This is a genomic window from Desulfomicrobium salsuginis (assembly GCF_054657795.1).
Genome location: NZ_BAAHYA010000001.1, coordinates 1,215,146 through 1,233,777, shown reverse-complemented (window position 1 = coordinate 1,233,777; position 18,632 = coordinate 1,215,146). Strand labels below are relative to the sequence as shown.

20 protein-coding genes are annotated in these 18,632 nt (G+C 64.5%); 14 read left to right on the top strand and 6 right to left on the bottom strand.

Annotated elements, in window-relative coordinates:
* The first annotated feature begins 4 nt into the window (after positions 1-4).
* The 13 genes from polA to ACYQ3G_RS05510 all read left to right on the top strand — a co-directional run bounded on the left by polA (position 5) and on the right by ACYQ3G_RS05510 (position 14,023).
* A complete protein-coding gene (gene polA, locus ACYQ3G_RS05570; protein WP_459823436.1) occupies positions 5-2,575 on the top strand; it encodes a DNA polymerase I in 2,571 nt (856 codons plus the stop codon).
* 27 nt (positions 2,576-2,602) lie between these two features.
* Positions 2,603-3,775 carry a pyridoxal-phosphate-dependent aminotransferase family protein gene (locus ACYQ3G_RS05565; RefSeq protein WP_459823433.1) on the top strand — a complete coding sequence of 391 codons (1,173 nt, stop codon included), beginning with the start codon at positions 2,603-2,605 and terminating at the stop codon, positions 3,773-3,775.
* Between the two features lie 9 nt (positions 3,776-3,784).
* Positions 3,785-4,084, top strand: a complete 300-nt coding sequence (locus ACYQ3G_RS05560; protein ID WP_028576373.1) for a DUF1844 domain-containing protein — start codon at positions 3,785-3,787, stop codon at positions 4,082-4,084.
* A 9-nt stretch (positions 4,085-4,093) separates the two neighbouring features.
* Positions 4,094-5,143, top strand: coding sequence for an N-acetyl-gamma-glutamyl-phosphate reductase (gene argC / locus ACYQ3G_RS05555; protein WP_459823429.1), 1,050 nt, complete (start codon positions 4,094-4,096; stop codon positions 5,141-5,143).
* A gap of 8 nt (positions 5,144-5,151) precedes the next feature.
* The gene (locus ACYQ3G_RS05550) at positions 5,152-6,393 is read left to right on the top strand and encodes an EAL and HDOD domain-containing protein (protein ID WP_459823426.1); all 1,242 of its coding nucleotides are present in this window, start codon (positions 5,152-5,154) and stop codon (positions 6,391-6,393) included.
* A 53-nt stretch (positions 6,394-6,446) separates the two neighbouring features.
* Positions 6,447-7,691: an EAL and HDOD domain-containing protein gene (locus ACYQ3G_RS05545; RefSeq protein ID WP_459823423.1), complete on the top strand. Its 1,245-nt coding sequence runs from the start codon at positions 6,447-6,449 to the stop codon at positions 7,689-7,691.
* A 57-nt stretch (positions 7,692-7,748) separates the two neighbouring features.
* Positions 7,749-8,531 (top strand): prepilin peptidase, encoded by a 783-nt coding sequence (locus ACYQ3G_RS05540; RefSeq protein ID WP_459823420.1) that lies wholly within the window; start codon positions 7,749-7,751, stop codon positions 8,529-8,531.
* 315 nt (positions 8,532-8,846) lie between these two features.
* Positions 8,847-10,781, top strand: a complete 1,935-nt coding sequence (locus tag ACYQ3G_RS05535; RefSeq protein ID WP_459823414.1) for an NADH-quinone oxidoreductase subunit 5 family protein — start codon at positions 8,847-8,849, stop codon at positions 10,779-10,781.
* Positions 10,782-11,642 (top strand): respiratory chain complex I subunit 1 family protein, encoded by an 861-nt coding sequence (locus tag ACYQ3G_RS05530; RefSeq protein ID WP_459823408.1) that lies wholly within the window; start codon positions 10,782-10,784, stop codon positions 11,640-11,642.
* 19 nt (positions 11,643-11,661) lie between these two features.
* The gene (locus ACYQ3G_RS05525; protein WP_084435253.1) at positions 11,662-12,186 is read left to right on the top strand and encodes an NADH-quinone oxidoreductase subunit B family protein; all 525 of its coding nucleotides are present in this window, start codon (positions 11,662-11,664) and stop codon (positions 12,184-12,186) included.
* A gap of 3 nt (positions 12,187-12,189) precedes the next feature.
* Positions 12,190-12,573 carry an NADH-quinone oxidoreductase subunit C gene (locus tag ACYQ3G_RS05520; protein WP_459823401.1) on the top strand — a complete coding sequence of 128 codons (384 nt, stop codon included), beginning with the start codon at positions 12,190-12,192 and terminating at the stop codon, positions 12,571-12,573.
* A 1-nt stretch (position 12,574) separates the two neighbouring features.
* On the top strand, positions 12,575-13,648 hold the full coding sequence (locus ACYQ3G_RS05515) for a hydrogenase large subunit (RefSeq protein ID WP_459823392.1): 1,074 nt from the start codon (positions 12,575-12,577) through the stop codon (positions 13,646-13,648).
* A gap of 9 nt (positions 13,649-13,657) precedes the next feature.
* The gene (locus ACYQ3G_RS05510) at positions 13,658-14,023 is read left to right on the top strand and encodes a 4Fe-4S binding protein (protein WP_028576382.1); all 366 of its coding nucleotides are present in this window, start codon (positions 13,658-13,660) and stop codon (positions 14,021-14,023) included.
* A 56-nt stretch (positions 14,024-14,079) separates the two neighbouring features.
* On the opposite strand, the gene ACYQ3G_RS05505 is transcribed toward ACYQ3G_RS05510, so the two are convergent.
* Together ACYQ3G_RS05505 and ACYQ3G_RS05500 are read right to left on the bottom strand one after the other, a co-directional pair.
* Complete coding sequence (locus tag ACYQ3G_RS05505) at positions 14,080-14,895, bottom strand: hypothetical protein (protein WP_459823386.1); 816 nt, start codon at positions 14,893-14,895, stop codon at positions 14,080-14,082.
* 4 nt (positions 14,896-14,899) lie between these two features.
* A complete protein-coding gene (locus ACYQ3G_RS05500; protein WP_459823381.1) occupies positions 14,900-15,358 on the bottom strand; it encodes a chemotaxis protein CheX in 459 nt (152 codons plus the stop codon).
* 180 nt (positions 15,359-15,538) lie between these two features.
* On the opposite strand from ACYQ3G_RS05500, the gene ACYQ3G_RS05495 reads away from it, so the two are divergent.
* Positions 15,539-15,880 (top strand): Hpt domain-containing protein, encoded by a 342-nt coding sequence (locus ACYQ3G_RS05495; protein ID WP_459823377.1) that lies wholly within the window; start codon positions 15,539-15,541, stop codon positions 15,878-15,880.
* Here the strand turns inward: ACYQ3G_RS05495 and ACYQ3G_RS05490 are convergent.
* From ACYQ3G_RS05490 to cbiM, 4 genes are read right to left on the bottom strand one after another with little or no spacing between them, the layout of a single operon-like run.
* Positions 15,877-16,605 carry an energy-coupling factor ABC transporter ATP-binding protein gene (locus ACYQ3G_RS05490; RefSeq protein WP_459823372.1) on the bottom strand — a complete coding sequence of 243 codons (729 nt, stop codon included), beginning with the start codon at positions 16,603-16,605 and terminating at the stop codon, positions 15,877-15,879. The genes ACYQ3G_RS05495 and ACYQ3G_RS05490 overlap by 4 nt on opposite strands.
* Positions 16,598-17,365, bottom strand: coding sequence for a cobalt ECF transporter T component CbiQ (gene cbiQ / locus ACYQ3G_RS05485; RefSeq protein ID WP_459823368.1), 768 nt, complete (start codon positions 17,363-17,365; stop codon positions 16,598-16,600). Before cbiQ ends, ACYQ3G_RS05490 begins: the two co-directional genes overlap by 8 nt.
* Entirely contained in the window at positions 17,358-17,969 is a 612-nt protein-coding gene (locus ACYQ3G_RS05480) for a cobalamin biosynthesis protein CbiL (RefSeq protein ID WP_459823362.1), read from the bottom strand. Before ACYQ3G_RS05480 ends, cbiQ begins: the two co-directional genes overlap by 8 nt.
* 21 nt (positions 17,970-17,990) lie before the next feature.
* The gene (gene cbiM, locus ACYQ3G_RS05475; RefSeq protein ID WP_459823357.1) at positions 17,991-18,590 is read right to left on the bottom strand and encodes a cobalt transporter CbiM; all 600 of its coding nucleotides are present in this window, start codon (positions 18,588-18,590) and stop codon (positions 17,991-17,993) included.
* Positions 18,591-18,632: the final 42 nt, after the last annotated feature.

Below are 18,632 nucleotides of genomic sequence, written 5' to 3'. Positions count from 1 at the left end.
GCGCATGACTTTGCAGACACGGCTCGGTCTGAAGACCGAGCCCCTTTTTTTGATCGACGGCCACGCCTTCATCTACCGCGGCTTCTACGCATACCCTGATTTCAAGCGCTCGGACGGGTTCCCGACCAGCGCCATGTACATCATCTTCAAGCTCGTGCTGAAGCTCTTGCGCGAGGAGAAGCCGAGCCATCTCGTCTTCGTCACCGACGGGCGAGGGCCCACCTTCCGCAACGAACTCTACCCCGACTACAAGGCCCACCGTCCGCGCATGCCCGAAGGCCTGGCCGCACAGCTGGAGCCCCTCAGGGACGGCCTGCGCCTGCTGGGCGTCCCCGTGCTGGAGGCCCAGGGCTGCGAGGCCGACGACTGCATCGCCTCCCTGGCGGGCCGCTTCAAGGACCGGAGAAGCATCGTCATCGTCGGAGCGGACAAGGACCTGCGCCAGTGCCTGGACGAGGATGTGGTCATGTGGGACCCGGCCCAGGGCAAGGAGAAGATCATCACCCTCGGCGACTTCACGCAGGAGACGGGCCTCACCCCCGGCCAGTGGGCCGACTTCCAGGCCATGATCGGCGACTCGGCCGACAACATACCGGGCATCCCCAAGGTCGGCCCCAAGACGGCCATGGGCTTTTTGCGCCGCTTCCCGAGCCTGAATCTGTTGAAGGACAATTTCGACCGCCTCACGGCCAAGGAGCAGACTCTGCTCGGGCCGCACATGGATCAGGCCTTCGTTTACCGGCAGCTGACGACGTTGCGTACGGACGTGTGTACGGAATACGGTCTGGACGACCTGGCCGTAGGGCAGGTGGACGACGCGGCCTTGGAGTTTTTCCGGGAATACGAGTTCCGTTCCCTCCTGTCCGAGTTCCAGTCGCTGGCCGGAACGAAGTCCAAGCCTGCGGCTGCGGACGGCGGTTTGTCCGGGACGCCGGAGCCCGAGGCCCCATCCCGGACGCCGCGGGTCGAACCCCGCGTGGTTTCGGAGCTGGGACCCATGGCCGGTCGCGAGGTGGGTCTTTTCGGCGAGTCCGGCCGCTGGATTCTGGGCACGGACGTCAGCGAGCTGCTTTTCATGGGGCGGGACGCGGAGCTGGGCCGGGCCCTGACCGGGGCGCGCGTGCACGTGACATCGTACAAGACACTGCTTGAGCTGGGCCGGCCGGATCTCTCGGGCTGCGCCGAAGTCTTCGACATCGAGCTGGCCGCCTACCTGCTGAGCCCCGAGGAGCGGAACTATTCCCTGGAGCGCATCCGGGACGGCCTGGGCGAGGAGATCGAGGTCCATCCCGAGAACCACGGCCAGACCGCGTTGGCCGTGGGTCGGGTGCTGCGGTCGCGCCTGGCCGGGTCGGAGCTGCTCGGGCTTCTCAAGGGCCTGGAGCAGCCCCTGACCGAGGTCCTGGTGCGCATGCAGCGCCGCGGCATCCGCATCGACCAGGCCAAGTTCCGCGATTTCCTGGACATGGTGCAGGCCGAGCTGGACCGGCTGACCCTGCGGATTCACGAACAGGCCGGAGGGGAGTTCAACATCCGCTCCAGCCAGCAGCTGGCCGACGTCCTGTTTTCGAAGCTGGGCCTCAAAAGCAAACAAAAGACCCCCGGCGGCGCCCAGTCCACCTCCAGCGCCGTGCTGGATGGCCTGGTCGGTCAGCACGCCATCGTCGACGACATCCTGGAGTACCGGATGTACGAGAAGCTGCGCTCGACCTACCTCGAGCCCCTGCCGCAGCTGGCCGACGCCGAGGGGCGCATCCACACGACCTTCAACCAGCTGGCCACGGCCACGGGCCGCCTGTCCAGCAGCAACCCCAACCTGCAGAACATCCCCATCCGCGGCAGCCTCGGCCCGCGCATGCGGTCCTGCTTCGTGGCCGCGCCGGGCAAGGCCCTCGTGGCCGCGGACTACTCCCAGATCGAACTCAGGGTCCTGGCGCACATGTCCGGCGACCCGACCCTCCTGGACGCCTTTGCCGCGGGCGACGACATCCATGCCCGCACGGCCAAGATCCTGTTCGACAAGGCCGAGGTCACGCCCGACGAGCGGCGCAGGGCCAAGACCATCAACTTCGGCCTGCTGTACGGCATGGGGCCGCAGAAGCTCGGTCGGGAGCTCGGCATCAGCCTCAAGGAGGCCAAGGAGTTCATCGAGGTCTACTTCAGCAAGCTGTCCCGCGTGCGACAGTTCTACGAGGAGATCGAGGAGGGCGCGAGGGCGCTGGGCTACGTGACCACACTGGCCGGGCGGCGGCGCATGCTGCCCGACATCAACTCGCGCAACGTCAACCTGGCCCAGCAGGCCCGGCGCATGGCCATCAACACCGTGGTCCAGGGCTCGGCCGCCGACATCATCAAAAAGGCCATGCTCGAAGTGGACAAGAGCAAGGTTATTGGCGAATTAGACGCGAGCCTGATCCTGCAGATCCACGACGAACTTTTGCTGGAAGCCCCGCAGGTCGCGGCTCGGGAAGTCGGCGAAGCCGTGGCCGCGGTCATGGGCTCGGTCTACGACCTGTCCGTGCCGCTGGCCGTGGACTGGGGCGTCGGCGCGGACTGGAGCAAGGCGCACAAGTAACCATTAATTTTCATTGGAAATACGGACATGCTGAACAAACTTCGATTGCTGACGCCCGGGCCGACCCCCTTGCCCGAAGAGGTCCGCCTGGCCCTGGCCAAGGACATGATCCACCACCGCAAGCAGGATTTCGTGCGCGTCATGGAGCGCATCCAGCCCGGCCTGCAGTACCTCTTCGGCACCACGCAGCAGGTTCTGCCCCTGTCCTGCTCGGGCACCGGGGCCATGCACGCGGCCGTGACCAACCTCTTCGCCCCGGGCGAGAAGGTGTTGGTGGTCGAGGGCGGCAAATTCGGGGAACGCTGGCGCGAGATCGCCGAGTCCCAGGACCTTGGGGTAACCTCCCTGGTGACGGAGAACGGCCATGCCGTCACGGCCCAGTCCGTGCGGGAGGCCCTGGACGCCGACCCGTCCATCGCCGCGGTGCTGGTGCAGGCTTCGGAGACCTCTACGGGCGTGCTGCATCCGGTGCGGGAACTGGGGGCCGTGACCAGGGACAGAAACGTGCTCCTGGTGGTCGACGGCATCTCGGCCGTGGGCATCTCTCCCTGCCCCATGGACGCCTGGGGCGTGGACTGCCTGCTGACGGGCTCCCAGAAGGGGCTCATGCTGCCCCCGGGCCTGGCCCTGTTGTCCTTGAGCGCGCGGGCCTGGGACAAGGTGCGGGCCGTGGGGCCCAAGAACTTCTATTTCAACCTCCTGGCCGAGCGCGACAAGAGCCTGGCCAACCAGACGCTGTTCACCTCGCCCGTGAACCTGCTGCAGGGCCTGGCCGTGAGCCTGGACCTGTTCCGCGAGCAGACCCTGGAAGGCGTGTTCCGCAAGCAGTGGGCCATGACGGCCATGGTCCGGGCCGGTGCGGCCACCATGGGCCTTGAGCTGCTGGCCAAAACGCATTTCACCTGGGGCCTGACGTCCATCAGGATGCCCGCCGGCATCGACAGTTCCGTGGTGCTGAAAGCCGCTGCCGAGCAATGCGGCGTGGTCATGGCCGGGGGCCAGGGTGAGCTGAAGAGATGCGTGGTCCGCCTCGGCCACATGGGACACGTGGACTGGGCCGACGCCCTCGCCGGCCTGCACGCCCTGAAGGTCGGTCTCGCCGCGGCCGGCGGCTACAGCGCCGCCAGGTCGTACATGGAAGATGCCATGGCCGCCTATGACGGGGCCCTGGAAGAGGGATACCCCGGAATGAAGGCCTAAGGAGACGTTATGAGCGAAGAGAAGAAAACTGAATACGAAGACCTGACCTGCGGCTGCCCGGAGCTGCCGCAGCTCGATTTCGCCACGTTCGTGCTGTCCATGAGCTCGTCGGCCCTGGTGCACCTGGGCGAGGTGCCGGAGCCCGAGACGGGCCAGATGATGGAGAACCTGCTGGCGGCCAAGCAGACCGTCGACATCCTGTGCATGCTCCAGGACAAGACCAGGGGCAACCTGACGGACCAGGAAGCCCGCCTGCTCAAGGACATGCTTTTCGAACTGAGAATGAAATACGTGCAGAAGGCGAAATAGGAGACAGGCATGGCAAAGCGCGTCGGACTGGTCGGGGTGACCGGCTACACGGGAATGGAACTGACCCGCATCCTGCTGGACCACCCGGGGCTGCAGCTGACCCAGGTCACCTCCCGCAAGGAGGCCGGCCAGCCCCTGCGGAAAATTTACCCCTTCCTGCAGGGCACGGAATTGGGGGACCTGGAGATCACCGCGCCGGACAGCTCCTACCTGGCCGAAAACTGCGATCTGGTCTTCCTGGCCGTTCCCCACGGCACAGCCATGGAGATGGCCGCCGAGCTGCGGGAGAAGGGAGCCAGGGTCGTGGACCTGAGCGCCGACTTCCGCCTGCGCGACCGCGAGGTCTACGAGAGCTGGTACGGCGTGACGCACACCCGCGAGGCCCTGCTGCCCGAGGCCGTCTACGGACTGCCCGAGCTCTACGCCGAAAAGATCGCCGGCGCCTCCCTGGTGGCCAACCCGGGCTGCTACCCGACCTCGGCCATCCTGGCCCTGTACCCGGCCCTGCAGGCCGGCCTTGTTTCGGCCGACGACCTGGTCATCGACTCCAAGTCCGGAACCACCGGCGCCGGGCGCAAGGCTACGGTGGGTACGCTCTTCTGCGAGGTCTCGGACACCTTCCGGGCCTACAACCTGACCAGGCACCGCCACACCCCGGAGATCGAGCAGGAACTGGGCCTGGCCGCGGGCCGGGAACTCCGCCTGTCCTTCAACACGCATCTGTTGCCCATCAACCGCGGCATCCTGACCACGGCCTACGCCAAGCTCGCGCCGGGCGCGGGACCAGAAGAGGTCCGCGCCTGCTACGAGAGCTTCTACGCCGGGAAGAAGTGGGTCCGGCTGCTGCCGGCCGGGACCCTGCCCGAGACGAGGTGGGTGCGCGGAACCAACTTCTGCGACATCGGCCTGGTCACGGACCCGCGCACGGACCGTCTCATCGCGCTCTCGGCCATCGACAACCTCTGCAGGGGCGCGTCGGGCCAGGCCGTGGCCAATGCCAACCTCATGCTCGGACTGGCCGAGGATGAGGGATTGCCCCGGGCCGCCCTCATGCCGTAGGCAGGGACATGACTGAACCCGAAAAGCTCTACGACCGGATCTTCGTCGCCCGCCAGCCTATTTTCGGCGTCGATATGAAGGTCTGGGGCTACGAGCTCCTCTTCCGGCACGGCGACACGCAGGCGGCCGCCATCACCGACGGCGACCAGGCCACGACCCAGGTCATCGCCGACGGGTTCACCCTGGCCTCGCGCGGCATGCGCAAGGGGACCAAAGCTCTGGTCAATTTCCCTCGCAACGTGCTTGTGGGCGCGGCGGCCTTCGTGCTCCCCCCCGAGCGTTGCGTGGTGGAGATCCTGGAGACGGTGGAGCCCGAGGCCGAAGTCATGGAGGCCTGCCGGGAGCTCAAGAAGCGCGGCTACACCCTGGCCCTGGACGACTTCGTCGGGCAGCCCGGGTTTGAGCCCCTGTGCGAGGTCGCGGACATCATCAAGGTCGACATCCTGCACAAGAAGCCGGCCGAGGTCATGGACATCGTCAAGGGCCTGCGCCCCTACAAGGCCCAACTTCTGGCCGAGAAGGTCGAGAACCTCGACATGTTCACGGTCTGCAAGCGCCTCGGGTTCGTCTATTTCCAGGGGTATTTCTTCAGCAAGCCCGAGGTCATCCCGGGCCGCAAGCTTTCCTCAAGCCAGACCACGAAGATCAAGCTCCTCAAGGAGCTGAACCAGTCCGACACGGAGCACGACAGGCTGGTCGAGATCATCCAGACGGACCTTTCCATTTCCTACCGTCTCCTGCAGTACATCAACTCGGCCCGCTTCGGCCTGCGGGGCAAGATCGAGTCCATTCAGCGGGCCGTGAACATGCTCGGCCGGCAGAACCTGCGCCAGTGGTTGCAGGTCATCGTCCTGTCCGACATGAACAGTACGGACAAGGCCCAGGAACTGGTGCGCATCTCCGTGCGGCGAGGCCGCTTCCTGCAGCTTCTGGCGGCCGACCGGCCAACCCCCTTCGGCTCCGACAGCATGTTCCTGCTGGGTTTTTTCTCCGTCCTGGACGCCATCCTCGACCAGTACATGGAGCAGCTGCTGGAGGAAGTTTCCCTCGATGCCGACATCAAGGCCGCCCTGACCGACCCGAAGAACCCGGCCGCGGTCTGGCTCGAACTCCTCGACGAGCTCGATCGTGGCAACTGGGGGCGGCTCGAAGCCAGGGCTGCGTCCATGGACATGCCCATGGACCTGGTGGACCGGGCGTCCATCGACGCGGCGGCCTGGACCGACGAGGTCATGGGCGGGGCGTTTTAAGGGCGCGGCTTGAAAATCATCCCGGGCAACTGTAAGGACGACTCTGGAACCCCATGATGGAAGAACAGTACCCGGAACAACTCTACGACAAGATCTGTGTCGCCAGGCACCCCATTTTCACCGCGGACATGCAGGTGTGGGGGTACGAGCTGCTTTTCCGCCATGAAGAGGACATCCAGTCGGCCGTCTTCACGGACGGCGACCAGGCCACAAGCCAAATCATCGCCGACGGCTTCAGCCTGGCCGCGCCAGGGCTGCGTCAGGGATCCAAGGCGCTCATCAATTTTCCGCGCAACGTCCTTGTCGGCGCAGCGCCCTACGTGCTGCCCCCCGAACGCTGCGTGGTGGAGATCCTGGAGTCGGTCCGGCCCGAGCCCGAGGTCATCCAGGCCTGCCACGAGCTGAAGAAGCGGGGCTACGTCCTGGCCCTGGACGACTACGAGGGCGCCCCGGGCCTGGAACCCCTGTGCGAGCTGGTGGACATCATCAAGGTCGACATCCTGCACAAGACCCCGAAAGAGGTCCGGTCCATCGTCGACGGGGTTTCGGGATACAAGGCGGCCCTTCTGGCCGAAAAGGTCGAGACCCACGACATCTTCAAGGTCTGCAAGAATCTCGGCTTCACCTATTTCCAGGGCTTCTTCTTCAACCGCCCCGAGATCATCCCCGGCCGCAAGCTCTCGGCCAGCCAGGTCACGAAGCTCAAGCTCCTGAAGGAACTGGGCGCCCTGGACACGAACCCCGACCGCCTGGTGCAGATCATCCAGACGGACCTGTCCATCTCCTACCGCCTGCTCAAATACATCAATTCGGCCTTCTTCGGCCTGCAGGTCGAAGTCACGTCCATCCCACGCGCCGTGGCCATGCTGGGCTGCCAGAACATGCGCCAGTGGCTGCAGGTGGTCATCCTCTCGGACATGAACACCACGGACAAGGCCCAGGAACTGGTCCGCATTTCCGTGCAGCGGGCCCGCTTCCTGCAGTTGCTGGCCATGCGCCACCCCACTCCCTTCGACCAGGACAGCATGTTCCTGATGGGCTTTTTCTCGCTGCTGGACGCCATTCTGGACCAATCCATGTCGACGGTGCTGGAGGAGATCCCGTTGGACCCCGCCCTGAAGAAGGCGCTGGTCGACCCGACCAGCCCCGACTCGGCCTGGATCGGGCTTCTCGACGAAATCGACAGGTGCAACTGGGCCAGACTGAACGGCAAGGCTGCGCAGATGGGGCTGTCCATGGCGCTCATCAGCAGGCTGTCCGCCGAGGCCTCGGCCTGGGCCAACGAGGTGCTGACCTGAAACGCAGCACCCGCAACCCGGCACGTCCCGGCCACGTGCCGTCCCACCGGAAGCCCCATGCCTGAAATGCAGCTCCCGCCAGTTCTCTTCCACGCCGCGGCCCTTATCCTGGGCCTGTGCCTGGGCAGCTTCTACAACGTCTGCGTCCACCGCTACCTCACGGGGCAGTCCGTGGTCAGCCCCGGCTCCCACTGTCCTGCCTGCGGGCACGTCCTGTCCTGGTGGGAGAACATCCCGGTCCTGTCCTACGTGCTGCTCGGCGCCAGATGCAGGTCCTGCCGGGGGCGCATCCACTGGCGTTACCCGGCCGTCGAACTCCTGTCCGGCCTGCTCTCCCTGCTCTTCGCCCTGAAATTCGGCCCCACCCTGCAGTGGGCCGTGTACATGGTCTTTCTCGGCATCTTCCTGGTGGCCAGCTTCATCGACCTCGACTCCTTCATCCTGCCGGACATCCTGACCTGGCCAGCCGCCGCATTGGCCCTGACCACCCCGCTTTACCTGCCCGCTGACTGGCTGGACACGGCGCTGGGGAGTCTGTGCGGAGCGGGCGTCTTTCTCCTGCTGCAGCAGGCCTACCTGCGCCTGCGAGGTCTCGACGCCCTGGGCACCGGGGACATCAAGCTGATGCTCAGCCTCGGGGCCCTGACCGGCCTGTCCCGCCTGCCCCTCATGATCCTGCTCGCCGCGGTCTCGGCCCTGCTCGTGGCCGTGGTCTACATGCGCCGACCCGACGCCCAGGGCATGCGCACGGCTGTGCCGTTCGGCCCCTTCCTCTGCCTCGGCGCCGTGCTGACGCTGCTCTGGGGCGACGCCCTCCTGGACTGGATTCTGTACCTGTAGCGACTGCATCAGCGGCTTGATGCACCGTCGCGGCCCCGACGCGCCCGCAGCGGGTTGATCAATCAATGCATTGTTTGACTGAACAATTTGTATGCGTACGAATAGAAGGTTGCTCGGTTGATCAAATAAGCGCTTTTATATTGACCTTTTGCCCCTCTTTTGGATAGCCAAGCGTTTTGCAAAAATCCCGAGGATTTTTGTTCACATTCTCCTTGTCCCTGCTCCTTTCGTGGGAAGTTGTCAGCCGGTCCTGCCGGCTGAACTTATACTGGCGTCTATGGTGACTGGACAAAATTGCAAGGAGGTTTTTTGCCTATGCTAGCCCCGCAACTGATAGGGATTAGCATCGCCCTGCCGTTCATCGCGGCAGTGTTGTGTCTGATCAATGTCAAACCCCTGAGGTCCGCGCTGGTTATTGGAACCGGCGTGGTCGTCTCCGTCGCATCGCTCGCGCTGGTGCAGTCGGGGGCGATTTCCTTCACGCCCGAGAGTTTTCTCGGGATCAACCCCGACAGCCTGATCGCGGTGCTCGACTTCGCGCTCCTGTTCGTCATCCTCGGTATCGCCTACCGGATGAAGAACAAGCTCATCGCCGTCCTGACCCTGCTGCAGATCGTGCCCCTGGCCTTTCTCGAACTGTTCATGCACCCCGGCGAGAACATGGGTCCCGCACTCTACGTGGATCAGTTCTCCATGATCATGTGCATGGTCATCTCCATCGTCGGCTCCCTCATCTGCGTGTACGGTCTGGCCTACATGAAGGAGCACGAGCACCATCTGAAGCTGGCTACGTCCAGGCAGGGGCGTTTCTTCTTCTTCATGGTTCTGTTCCTGGGCGCCATGAACGGCCTGGTTTTCTCCAACAACCTGCTGTGGCTGTACTTTTTCTGGGAAGTGACGACGTTCTGCTCGTTCATGCTCATCAAGCATGACGACACCGAGATCGCGGTCAAGAACGCCACCCGCGCCCTGTGGATGAACATGCTGGGCGGCGTGGCCTTTGTCCTGGCCCTCGTCATCTTCCGTTCCCAGGGCCTGCCCCTGTCCCTGCAGGAGATCATCACCGCCGAATCCGCATCCAAGCTGATCCTGCTGCCCGTGGGCCTCTTGTGCTTCGCCGGCTTCACCAAGGCCGCCCAGCTCCCCTTCCAGAGCTGGCTGTGCGGCGCCATGGTCGCCCCGACGCCCATTTCCGCGCTGCTGCACTCGAGCACCATGGTCAAGGCGGGCGTGTACCTGGTCATCCGTCTGGCCCCGGCCTTCGCCGGTACGGTCTTCAGCAAATACGTGGCCCTGTTCGGCGCCGTGACGTTCCTGGGAGCCGCGGTCCTGGCCCTGTCCCAGAGCAACGGCAAGAAGATCCTGGCCTATTCGACCATCAGCAACCTCGGCATGATCGTGGCCTGCGCAGGCATCAACACGCCGGCGGCCATGGCCGCGGCCGTGCTCCTGATTGTCTTCCACGCCATCTCCAAGGCCCTCATGTTCCTGTGCGTCGGCACCATCGAGCAGCACATCGGCAGCCGCGACATCGAGGACATGCGCGGGCTGATCAGTGTCATGCCCCGCACGACCATGGTCGCCGTGATCGGCATCGTGACCATGTTCCTGCCGCCCTTCGGCGCCCTGCTGTCCAAGTGGATGGCCGTCGAGGCTTCGGCCCATCTGCCGCTGGTCGTGCTCATGCTGGCCGTCGGCTCGGCCCTGACCATGGTCTTCTGGGGCCGCTGGCTCGGGCTGCTCATGACCTCGGTGGTGCCGGACAAGGCTCCGCAGGCCGAGTCCCAGCCCTGCCTGATCCGTCTGCCGCTCCTGGCCCTGGCCGTGGCGGCCGTGCTGATCAGCTTCGTGGCCCCGGGCCTCTACACCTCCATGGTGCTGCCGGTCCTGGAGCGCTTCTACGACACCGACCTCTACATCTCGGCCCGCGGCGTCATCTCCAACAACATCGGCATGTTCGCCCTGTACCCGGTGTTCGTGGTCATGACCCTGGGCGTCATCTACGCGGTGCGCGCCTCGTCCTCCAAGCGGCTCATCAAGCGCGGCTCCTATGTCACCCCGTACGTCTGCGGCCTGCAGGACCCCGGCGACGCGCGCAAGCTCGGCTTCAAGGGCCCCTTGGGCGTCTGGGCCGACTTCAAGACCTCGAACTGGTACATGGAAAACCTCATTGGCGAATCCCGGATCACCGGGTGGATCAACCTGGTCGCCATCGGCATTCTGATCATCTTGCTGGCGGGGGTGTTCTAAATGGACTTCAAGACTATTAGCTTCGTCATCCTGGCAATTATTCTGGCACCTCTCGCCGGCGGCCTGCTGGCCGGCATCGATCGCCGCCTCACCGCCTGGTTCCAGGGCCGCTTCGGGCCGCCGATCCTGCAGCCCTTCTACGACGTCATCAAGCTGCTGGGCAAAGAGCCCCAGGTCGTCAACTACTGGCAGATCTTCTGTGTGCACATGTACCTGGTCGCCTCGATCCTGTGCGTGGCTCTCTTCGCCATGCAGGCCGACCTGCTCATGATCTTCTTCGTCATGACCATCGGCGCGGTATTCATGGTCGTTGGCGCTCTGGCAGTTCCGTCTCCCTACTCCCAGCTCGGCGCCCAGCGCGAGCTGATCCAGATGCTGACCTACGAGCCGCTTCTGATCATCGTCTTCGTCGGCATCTACTTCGTCACCGGCAGCTTCAAGATCGACGCCATCCTGAACTACGAGCGCCCGATCTTCCTCATGCTCCCGCTCTTGTACCTCGTGCTGACCTTCGCGCTGACCATCAAGCTGCGCAAGTCGCCCTTCGACATCTCGGCCAGCCACCATGCCCACCAGGAACTGGTGCGCGGCGTGCTGACCGAATACTCCGGGCCCTATCTGGCCATTCTGGAAATCGCCCACTGGTACGACATCGTCCTCATCCTGGCCATCTGCAGTCTGTTCTGGAGCACGAGCTGGATCGGCTTGGTGATCCTGCTGGCCGTGACCTACATGGCCGAGATCATCATCGACAACGTGACGCCCAGAATGACGTGGAAATGGATGCTGACCTACGTGTGGGCAGTGGGCATCAGCCTGTCCTTCTTCAACATGGCGCTTCTGTACGCCAAGTCCTTCTAAGTACCAACGGAGTTCAGATATGGGCTTTTTTCAAGATCTGCTGCACACATCCCGGGTGAAGTCTCCGTGGCTCATCCATTTCGACTGCGGGAGCTGCAACGGGTGCGACATCGAGGTGCTGGCCTGCCTCACCCCGGTGTACGACGTCGAGCGCTTCGGCATCCTGAACATCGGCAACCCCAAGCACGCCGACATCCTTGTCGTCTCCGGCACGGTCAACCCCCGAAACGCCAAGGCTCTGAAGAACATCTACGACCAGATGCCCGACCCCAAGGCCGTCATCGCCATCGGCGCGTGCGGCACCTCGGGCGGCGTGTTCCGTGAGGCCTACAACGTCCTGGGCGGCATAGACAAGGTCATCCCGGTGGATGTCTACGTCCCCGGTTGCCCCTCCAAGCCCGAGGCCATCATCGACGGCGTGGTCCTGGCCCTGGAGAAGCTCAAGAAGCGCCGGCCCGAAAAGGACACGGAGCCGCTGGTGGCCGACCTCAAGAAGGCCAGGGAGTTTTACGAAAATCGCGAAGACCGTCAGGTCACGAGGTAAGATATGGCATTTGAAACCACAAATCTGGTGAAGAGCCAGCTCACATCCGAAGTCCAGTCCCTCAAGAACAAGGGGTACCGCTTCGTGACCATGAGCTGCGTTGATCTGGGCGACAGCTTCGACCTGCTGTACCACTTCGACCTGGACCTGAAGCTGACGCACCTGCGCCTGAACGTGGCCAAGGCGGACAGGGTGGTGCCGAGCATTTCCGGCATCTATTTCGCCGCCCTGATCATCGAGAACGAGACCCAGGACCACTTCGGCATCACCTTCGAAGGCATTGCCCTGGATTTCGGCGGGCATTTCTATCTGGAGGAGGAAGTGAAGAAGTTCCCCTTCTGCAAGTTCACGGTCAACAAGGCCGAATCAGCCGGGGAGGGAGCATAGCATGGCGACCATCGTACCTTTCGGCCCCCAGCACCCGGTTCTGCCCGAACCGCTGCACCTCAAGCTCGTCCTCGAGGACGAGATCGTCAAGGAAGCCCTGCCGACCCTGGGCTACGTGCATCGCGGCCTGGAGACTCTGGCCTCCATCCGCGACATGGACCAGATGGTCCAGATCGTGGAACGCGTGTGCGGCATCTGCAGCTGCATCCACGCCCACACCTACTGCATGTGCATCGAAGGCCTGATGGGCATCGAGGTCCCGCAGCGCGCGGACTTCCTGCGCGTCATCTGGTCCGAGCTGCACCGCATGCACTCGCACCTGCTGTGGTTGGGTCTGCTGGCCGACGCCTTCGGCATGGAGAGCATGTTCATGCACGCCTGGCGCATCCGCGAACGCGTCATGGACGTCATGGAGGCCACGGCCGGCAACCGCGTCATCATCTCCGTCAACAAGATCGGCGGCGTGCGCCGCGACATGAGCCCCGAGCAGCTGCGCTGGGTCGTGCAGGTCGTGGACGAGCTGGAGCAGGAACTGGACAAGATCAAGGCCGTCCTGACCAAAGACTACACCGTCAAGAAGCGCACCGTGGGCGTCGGCGTGCTGACCTACCAGCAGGCCTACGAACTGGGCGCGGCCGGCCCGCAGCTGCGCGGTTCCGGCGTGGCCCAGGACATGCGCATGCTGGGCTACGGCGCCTACAAGTACATCGACTTCGCGCCGGTGGTGGAGAAGGACGGCGACAGCTGGGCCCGGACCATGGTCCGCTTCCGCGAGCTGTACCAGTCCATCGACATCGTGCGCCAGCTCATCGCCAAGATCCCGGACGGCGAAATCGCCGCCAAGGTCAAGGGCAAGCCCACGGGCGAGATCGTCTGCCGTTCCGAGCAGCCCCGCGGCGAACTGATGTACTACGTCAGGGCGACCGGGGACAAGTATCTGGACCGCGTCCGCATCCGCACCCCCACATTCGCCAACGTGCCGCCGCTCTTGGCGATGCTCCCCGGCTGCGAAATGGCCGACGTGCCGATTATCGCTCTGTCCATCGATCCCTGCATCAGCTGTACGGAACGTTAAGGAGGCCCCATGTTCGATATGACAGCGACCGTGCTCAGGAACTTCCTGAGCAAGACACATACGCGGCTCTACCCGTTCCAGGTCCGGGAGACCTTCGAGAACGTGCGCGGCAACCTCGACATCAGGATCGAGGAATGCATCATGTGCGGCATGTGCCAGAAGAAGTGCCCCTCGCAGTGCATCACCGTGAACAAGGACGCCAAGACCTGGGAGGTCGACCCGTATTCCTGCGTGTACTGCGGCATCTGCGTGGACCACTGTCCCACCAGTTGCCTGTTCATGCACAAGGATTACCGCAAGCCGGCCAAGGTCAAGGAAAACAACCAGCAGGTCCAGCTGAAAGGGCCCGAAAAGAAAAAGAAAGCCCAGGAGTGATCCCGGGCGTTTCAATCGTCGATGCAAGGCCGCTCCCGCGAGGGGGCGGCCTTTTTTCACGGCAGGTAGGCCTTGGCGATGAGGTAGAGGTCGGCGAAGGGCACGCCGGACTTGATGGCCGACATCATGTGCATGGACAGGTCCATCTTCAGTTCCGTGGCCTCCAGGATCTCCTTCTTGACCAGATTCAGGCGGAACTTGACGAAGTCGTAGTCGAACCCGTCGCGGATGAGGGCCAACCCGTCCTTGAAGTACTGGGAGGAAATGAACTCCTGGTAGTCCAGCAGGAATTCCACCCCGCTGCGCCTGGCCAGCATGCAGTAGAAGATGAGGTTGATGATCAGGGCCTCGATCTTGAGCTTGTGGTCGATGTTCAGGAACTTGGCCTTGTTGAGCTCGGAGTTGTCCAGGTTCTTGAGCATGACCTGGGCCACGTCGAAGACCTGCTTCTCGAAGATCGGCGCGATGTGGAACTTGGACAGGAAGCGGATCATGACCTTCTGCGGGTTCTCCTTGGACACGATGCCCAGGAGCCCGATGGCCATGAGGACGTACTTGCGGTGCAGTTCGGCCAGGATGTTCCGCTTGCGCACCTGCGCCAGATCTTCGCAGCGGGAGGCGGGGAAGGACGAGGCGGCCAGTTCCAGCAGGAAGCGCACGTGGGGCTCGCGCGTGTGGCGGGCCTCCTCCAGCAGGAAGCCGTCGTCCTTTTTCCTGGAATCGAGGGTTTTTTTTACGGAGAGCCAGAAGGCGGCCACGCCTTCGACGGGCATCTCCATGAGGTCGAATTCCTTGGGCGCTTCGATGGCGCGGGCGCTGGCCCCGAGGAGGAGCTGCGAGACCTGGTCGTTGATGTTCCCCGCGCCGCTCATGGGGCTAGTCGAAGCAGAATTCGAGGGTGAAGGTACCGGCTTCGCAGGAGAAGGGGATGGCGATGGCCAGGGCCGAGGTCATGTGGGCGATGGTGTGGTTGTCGCCCATGATCACGGACGGCGTGGAGCCCTGGAGCTTCAGGCCCATGTCGACCAGGCCGACGCGGGCCTGGCCCGAGATCATGTTGGTGATCTCGCCCATGGCGTCCTGCACGTCCTGCAGGATGTCCTCGATGGCGTCGCCGAGCATCTGCTTGACGATGTGCACGGCGGTCTTGCGGTCGAAGGATATGGAAAAGGTGCCGTGCTTGTCGCCGGTGATGCCGATCACGGCCGACACGTCGCCGCGGGCCATCTTGTCCTTCTTGATGTAGGGCGTCCCGGCGACGACGTCGAGGGCGGCCATGGCGGCGAGCACGTCCTTGGTGGCTTTGATGAAGGGCTTGGCCAATGCTGGGTCCATTTGGGTCTCCTTGGGGCGCGTGAACTGTGAAGACTTCACACCGTGAAATCTCATAAGGACAATTCGTGTCCGTGGTCAACTCCCGGCACAGGCGCGGCGCGGATGCGCCGGGAGTTGACCGAAACGGCCCGGGGGCGCAATGATCCTTGGGGTCTGCATATCACCGAAAAGGAGTTCGACGTGGACACAAGTCTGGAGCGGAGGGTGCTTGAGCACCTGTGCCGGGTCTATGGCCTCGGCCTGGACGAAGTGCGGGAATTGTACGCCATCGGGCGCGACACGGTCGGAGAGACGATGCGCCGCCTCGACGAGGCCCTGGCCCGCGACGACTGGTCCGAGATGGCCGACGCGGCCCACATGCTGAAGGGAACCCTGTTCAACATGGGTTTGCAGGAACTGGGCGACGCGGCCCGGAACCTGGAGCTGGCCGCCAAGGAGGGGCGCCTCGACGAGGCCCGGGGGCTCCATGCCGAACTTGGCCTTTGGCTGCAGGAATTCCGCGCCCCTGCCGCAGACGCCTAGTCGTGGTGATGGTGCGGCTCGTTCCCCAGGGGGTGGGCGTGCACGTGGCGGTGCGGCAGGTGGGGGATGTTGGTCAGCAGGCTGCCGTCCTTGATGGTCATGAACCGTGTCGTGGTCTGCGCCAGGAAGTCCCAGTCGTGAGAGATGATGATGCGCGCCGTGGGCAGGGCGCCCAGGATTTCGATGATGCGCTCCCGGGTCTGCGGGTCCAGGCCGTTGGTCGGCTCGTCCAGGAGCAGGACGCTCGGCCGCATGGACAGGACAGTGGCCAGGGAGACGAGCTTCTTCTCGCCACCCGAAAGACGGTGGGTCAGACGGCTTCCGAAGCCCGCAAGGCCCAGTTCCCGCAGAGTATCCTCCGCCCGATCCCTCGCCTCGTCGGCCGATAGCCCGAGGTTCAGGGGGCCGAAGGCCACGTCGTCGAGGACCGTGGGGTTGAAGAGCTGGTCCTCGGCGTTCTGCATGACCAGGCCCACTTCGCGGCGCAGGGCGCGGAACTGCCTTTCGCCGCTGACGGGGGCGCCGTGGAAGAGCACCCTTCCCGTCGAAGGCGCCGCGAGGCCCATGATGATGTGGAAAAGGGTCGTCTTGCCGCTGCCGTTGGATCCGTAGAGGCCGATCTTGCGGCCGGGTTCGAAGGCGAAGTTCACGTCGTGCAGGATCTCGTGCCCCGAAGGATAGGCGAAGGACACGTTTTCCAGGGCGAAAAGGGACGGTTCAGACACCAAGGGCCTCCGGGTACAGGTCCATCAAGGTGAGCGCGGCCGTGGCCGCCAGCCAGAACAGGGCGAAGAGTGCGTCGCGGGTCCTGGCCCGGAAGCGGACCACGGATGCGAAGCGTCCGGAGAACCCGCGCAGGACCATGGCCTGGTAGACGCGACCCGAACGGTCGAAGCTGCCGACCAGGACCATGGCCAGCAGATGGGCGATGGTCCGGTAGCTGTGCATGCCGGTCCGGGGTGCGAAGCCGCGCAGCCTGGCCGCAGTGATCATCCGCCGCCATTCGTCGGCGATGACGTGCAGGTAGCGATAGGTGAAGAGGAAGAGAAAGACCAGCTTGGGCGGCACGCCCAGACGGTCCATGGCGTGTCCCATGGTCGGGGCGTTCATGGTCGCGGCCAGGGCCAGGAAGGCCAGCAGGATGGCGTTGGACTTGAGGGTCACGAGCCAGGCCAGGGCCACGCCCTCGCGGCTGAAGGACAGGGGCCCCACGGCCAGCAGCTCCTGGCCGGGCATGGTTGCGGGCACCGTGGCCCACAGAAAGAGGATGAAGGCGTTGACCACGGCCAGGCGCCTGGCCAGCAGGAGCGCCGGCGGCCGGCTCAGGGCGAGGACCGCCGCGGCCAGGAGCAGGGCGGCGCCGGCGGCGGCCGGCGCTTTCAGGAGCGCCACGCAGACGGAAAAAAAGGTTGCCGCGGCCAGGCGCACCCTGGGGTCGAGCCCGTGCACGGGGGAGTCGCCGCAGGCGAAGGGCTCGTCAAACACGGGACCGGCTCTTGAAATACGCGGCCAGGCCGACGATCCCGAAGATCCAGCCGATGCCGCCGATGATTTCCCGCATGTCCGGGCCCTCCTCCGTCCGTTCCAGCACGGCGCGCCTGATGGGCGCGAGCTTGGCGTCGAGGGCCGCGTTCACGATTTCCTCCACGTCGCCGCGTGACAGCGCCCCGGGCCCTTCGGCGTTGCCGGGCGCGGGCCGTTGCGGGTCGACGGCCGGCTGCGCCGCACCCGCCCCTTCGGCTGATTTCGACCCTGAGGGCATGAACTCCGCGGCGTCCACAACCCACTCGTTCTGATGGCCTTCCCCGGCCCGCAGCACGATGCGCAGTCCGGAAGCCGTCCGTTTGGCCGCTTCGGGCACCGGAAAGCGGAAGCGGCCGTCTTCGTCCGTCTCCCCGGTCAGCAGGGTTTCTCCGCTCTGCAGGCTCAGCACCTCGATGGCCCCGCGGTTGACCCGCTTGGACTTGCTGTAGCTGCACTCGACCACCACGTCTCCACCCTCGACATAGGCGAAAACATTGACCCTGTGGGCCAGGGCCGCGGTGTGGGTCAACAGGCCGAGGACAAGGGGCAGCAGAATGCGGCGCATGGGGCTTCTCCTCAATGCGGTTCAGGTGAGGTTCAGAAGTTCCGGCCGCACCCGGGCCAGAAAGGACACGGCCAGCGCGGTGACGATCCCTTCCGCGATCATGACCGGAATGTGGGCAACGAAGAGGATGCGCGCGGCCTGCAGAAAGCCTTCGCTGGTGAAGGACAGGGACAGGGCGGTCAGCAGCCCGGCCCCGGCTACGGACAGGGCTCCGCAGCAGAACGCGCCCGCGGTGCGCAGCCGGGAGTTTCGCGTCAGCAGGGGCCGCAGCAGGTAAAAGCACAGCACGGCCGGGAAGGCCATGTTGAAGGTGTTGACCCCCAGAACCGTAAAACCGCCGTATTGGAAAAGTACGGACTGCAGGACCAGGGCCACGAGGATGGCCGGGAAGGCTGCCCAGCCCAGGATCACGCCCAGGAGGCCGTTCAGGATGAGGTGGGCGCTGGCCGGGCCGATAGGCACATGGATGAGGGAGCCGACGAAAAAGGCCGCGGACAGGATGGCCACGGTCATGAGCCGGTCGTAGTCCAGGCGGCGCAGGCCCACGGCCGTTCCAGCGGCGGCCAGGGCCGCGCCGGCGCCCAGGATGGCGGGGGAGAGGACTCCTTCGGAAATGTGCACGATCGGCTCCCGCAGTCTCCGGCCCGTTACGGCCGTGTGTCG

Excerpts from the sequence above, each read along its gene's own strand:
- polA (WP_459823436.1), top strand. The coding sequence starts at position 5 with ATGACTTTGCAGACACGGCTCGGTCTGAAGACCGAGCCCCTTTTTTTG.
- ACYQ3G_RS05565 (WP_459823433.1), top strand. The coding sequence starts at position 2,603 with ATGCTGAACAAACTTCGATTGCTGACGCCCGGGCCGACCCCCTTGCCC.
- ACYQ3G_RS05560 (WP_028576373.1), top strand. The coding sequence starts at position 3,785 with ATGAGCGAAGAGAAGAAAACTGAATACGAAGACCTGACCTGCGGCTGC.
- argC (WP_459823429.1), top strand. The coding sequence starts at position 4,094 with ATGGCAAAGCGCGTCGGACTGGTCGGGGTGACCGGCTACACGGGAATG.
- ACYQ3G_RS05550 (WP_459823426.1), top strand. The coding sequence starts at position 5,152 with ATGACTGAACCCGAAAAGCTCTACGACCGGATCTTCGTCGCCCGCCAG.
- ACYQ3G_RS05545 (WP_459823423.1), top strand. The coding sequence starts at position 6,447 with ATGATGGAAGAACAGTACCCGGAACAACTCTACGACAAGATCTGTGTC.
- ACYQ3G_RS05540 (WP_459823420.1), top strand. The coding sequence starts at position 7,749 with ATGCCTGAAATGCAGCTCCCGCCAGTTCTCTTCCACGCCGCGGCCCTT.
- ACYQ3G_RS05535 (WP_459823414.1), top strand. The coding sequence starts at position 8,847 with ATGCTAGCCCCGCAACTGATAGGGATTAGCATCGCCCTGCCGTTCATC.
- ACYQ3G_RS05530 (WP_459823408.1), top strand. The coding sequence starts at position 10,782 with ATGGACTTCAAGACTATTAGCTTCGTCATCCTGGCAATTATTCTGGCA.
- ACYQ3G_RS05525 (WP_084435253.1), top strand. The coding sequence starts at position 11,662 with ATGGGCTTTTTTCAAGATCTGCTGCACACATCCCGGGTGAAGTCTCCG.
- ACYQ3G_RS05520 (WP_459823401.1), top strand. The coding sequence starts at position 12,190 with ATGGCATTTGAAACCACAAATCTGGTGAAGAGCCAGCTCACATCCGAA.
- ACYQ3G_RS05515 (WP_459823392.1), top strand. The coding sequence starts at position 12,575 with ATGGCGACCATCGTACCTTTCGGCCCCCAGCACCCGGTTCTGCCCGAA.
- ACYQ3G_RS05510 (WP_028576382.1), top strand. The coding sequence starts at position 13,658 with ATGTTCGATATGACAGCGACCGTGCTCAGGAACTTCCTGAGCAAGACA.
- ACYQ3G_RS05505 (WP_459823386.1), bottom strand. The coding sequence starts at position 14,895 with ATGAGCGGCGCGGGGAACATCAACGACCAGGTCTCGCAGCTCCTCCTC.
- ACYQ3G_RS05500 (WP_459823381.1), bottom strand. The coding sequence starts at position 15,358 with ATGGACCCAGCATTGGCCAAGCCCTTCATCAAAGCCACCAAGGACGTG.
- ACYQ3G_RS05480 (WP_459823362.1), bottom strand. The coding sequence starts at position 17,969 with ATGCGCCGCATTCTGCTGCCCCTTGTCCTCGGCCTGTTGACCCACACC.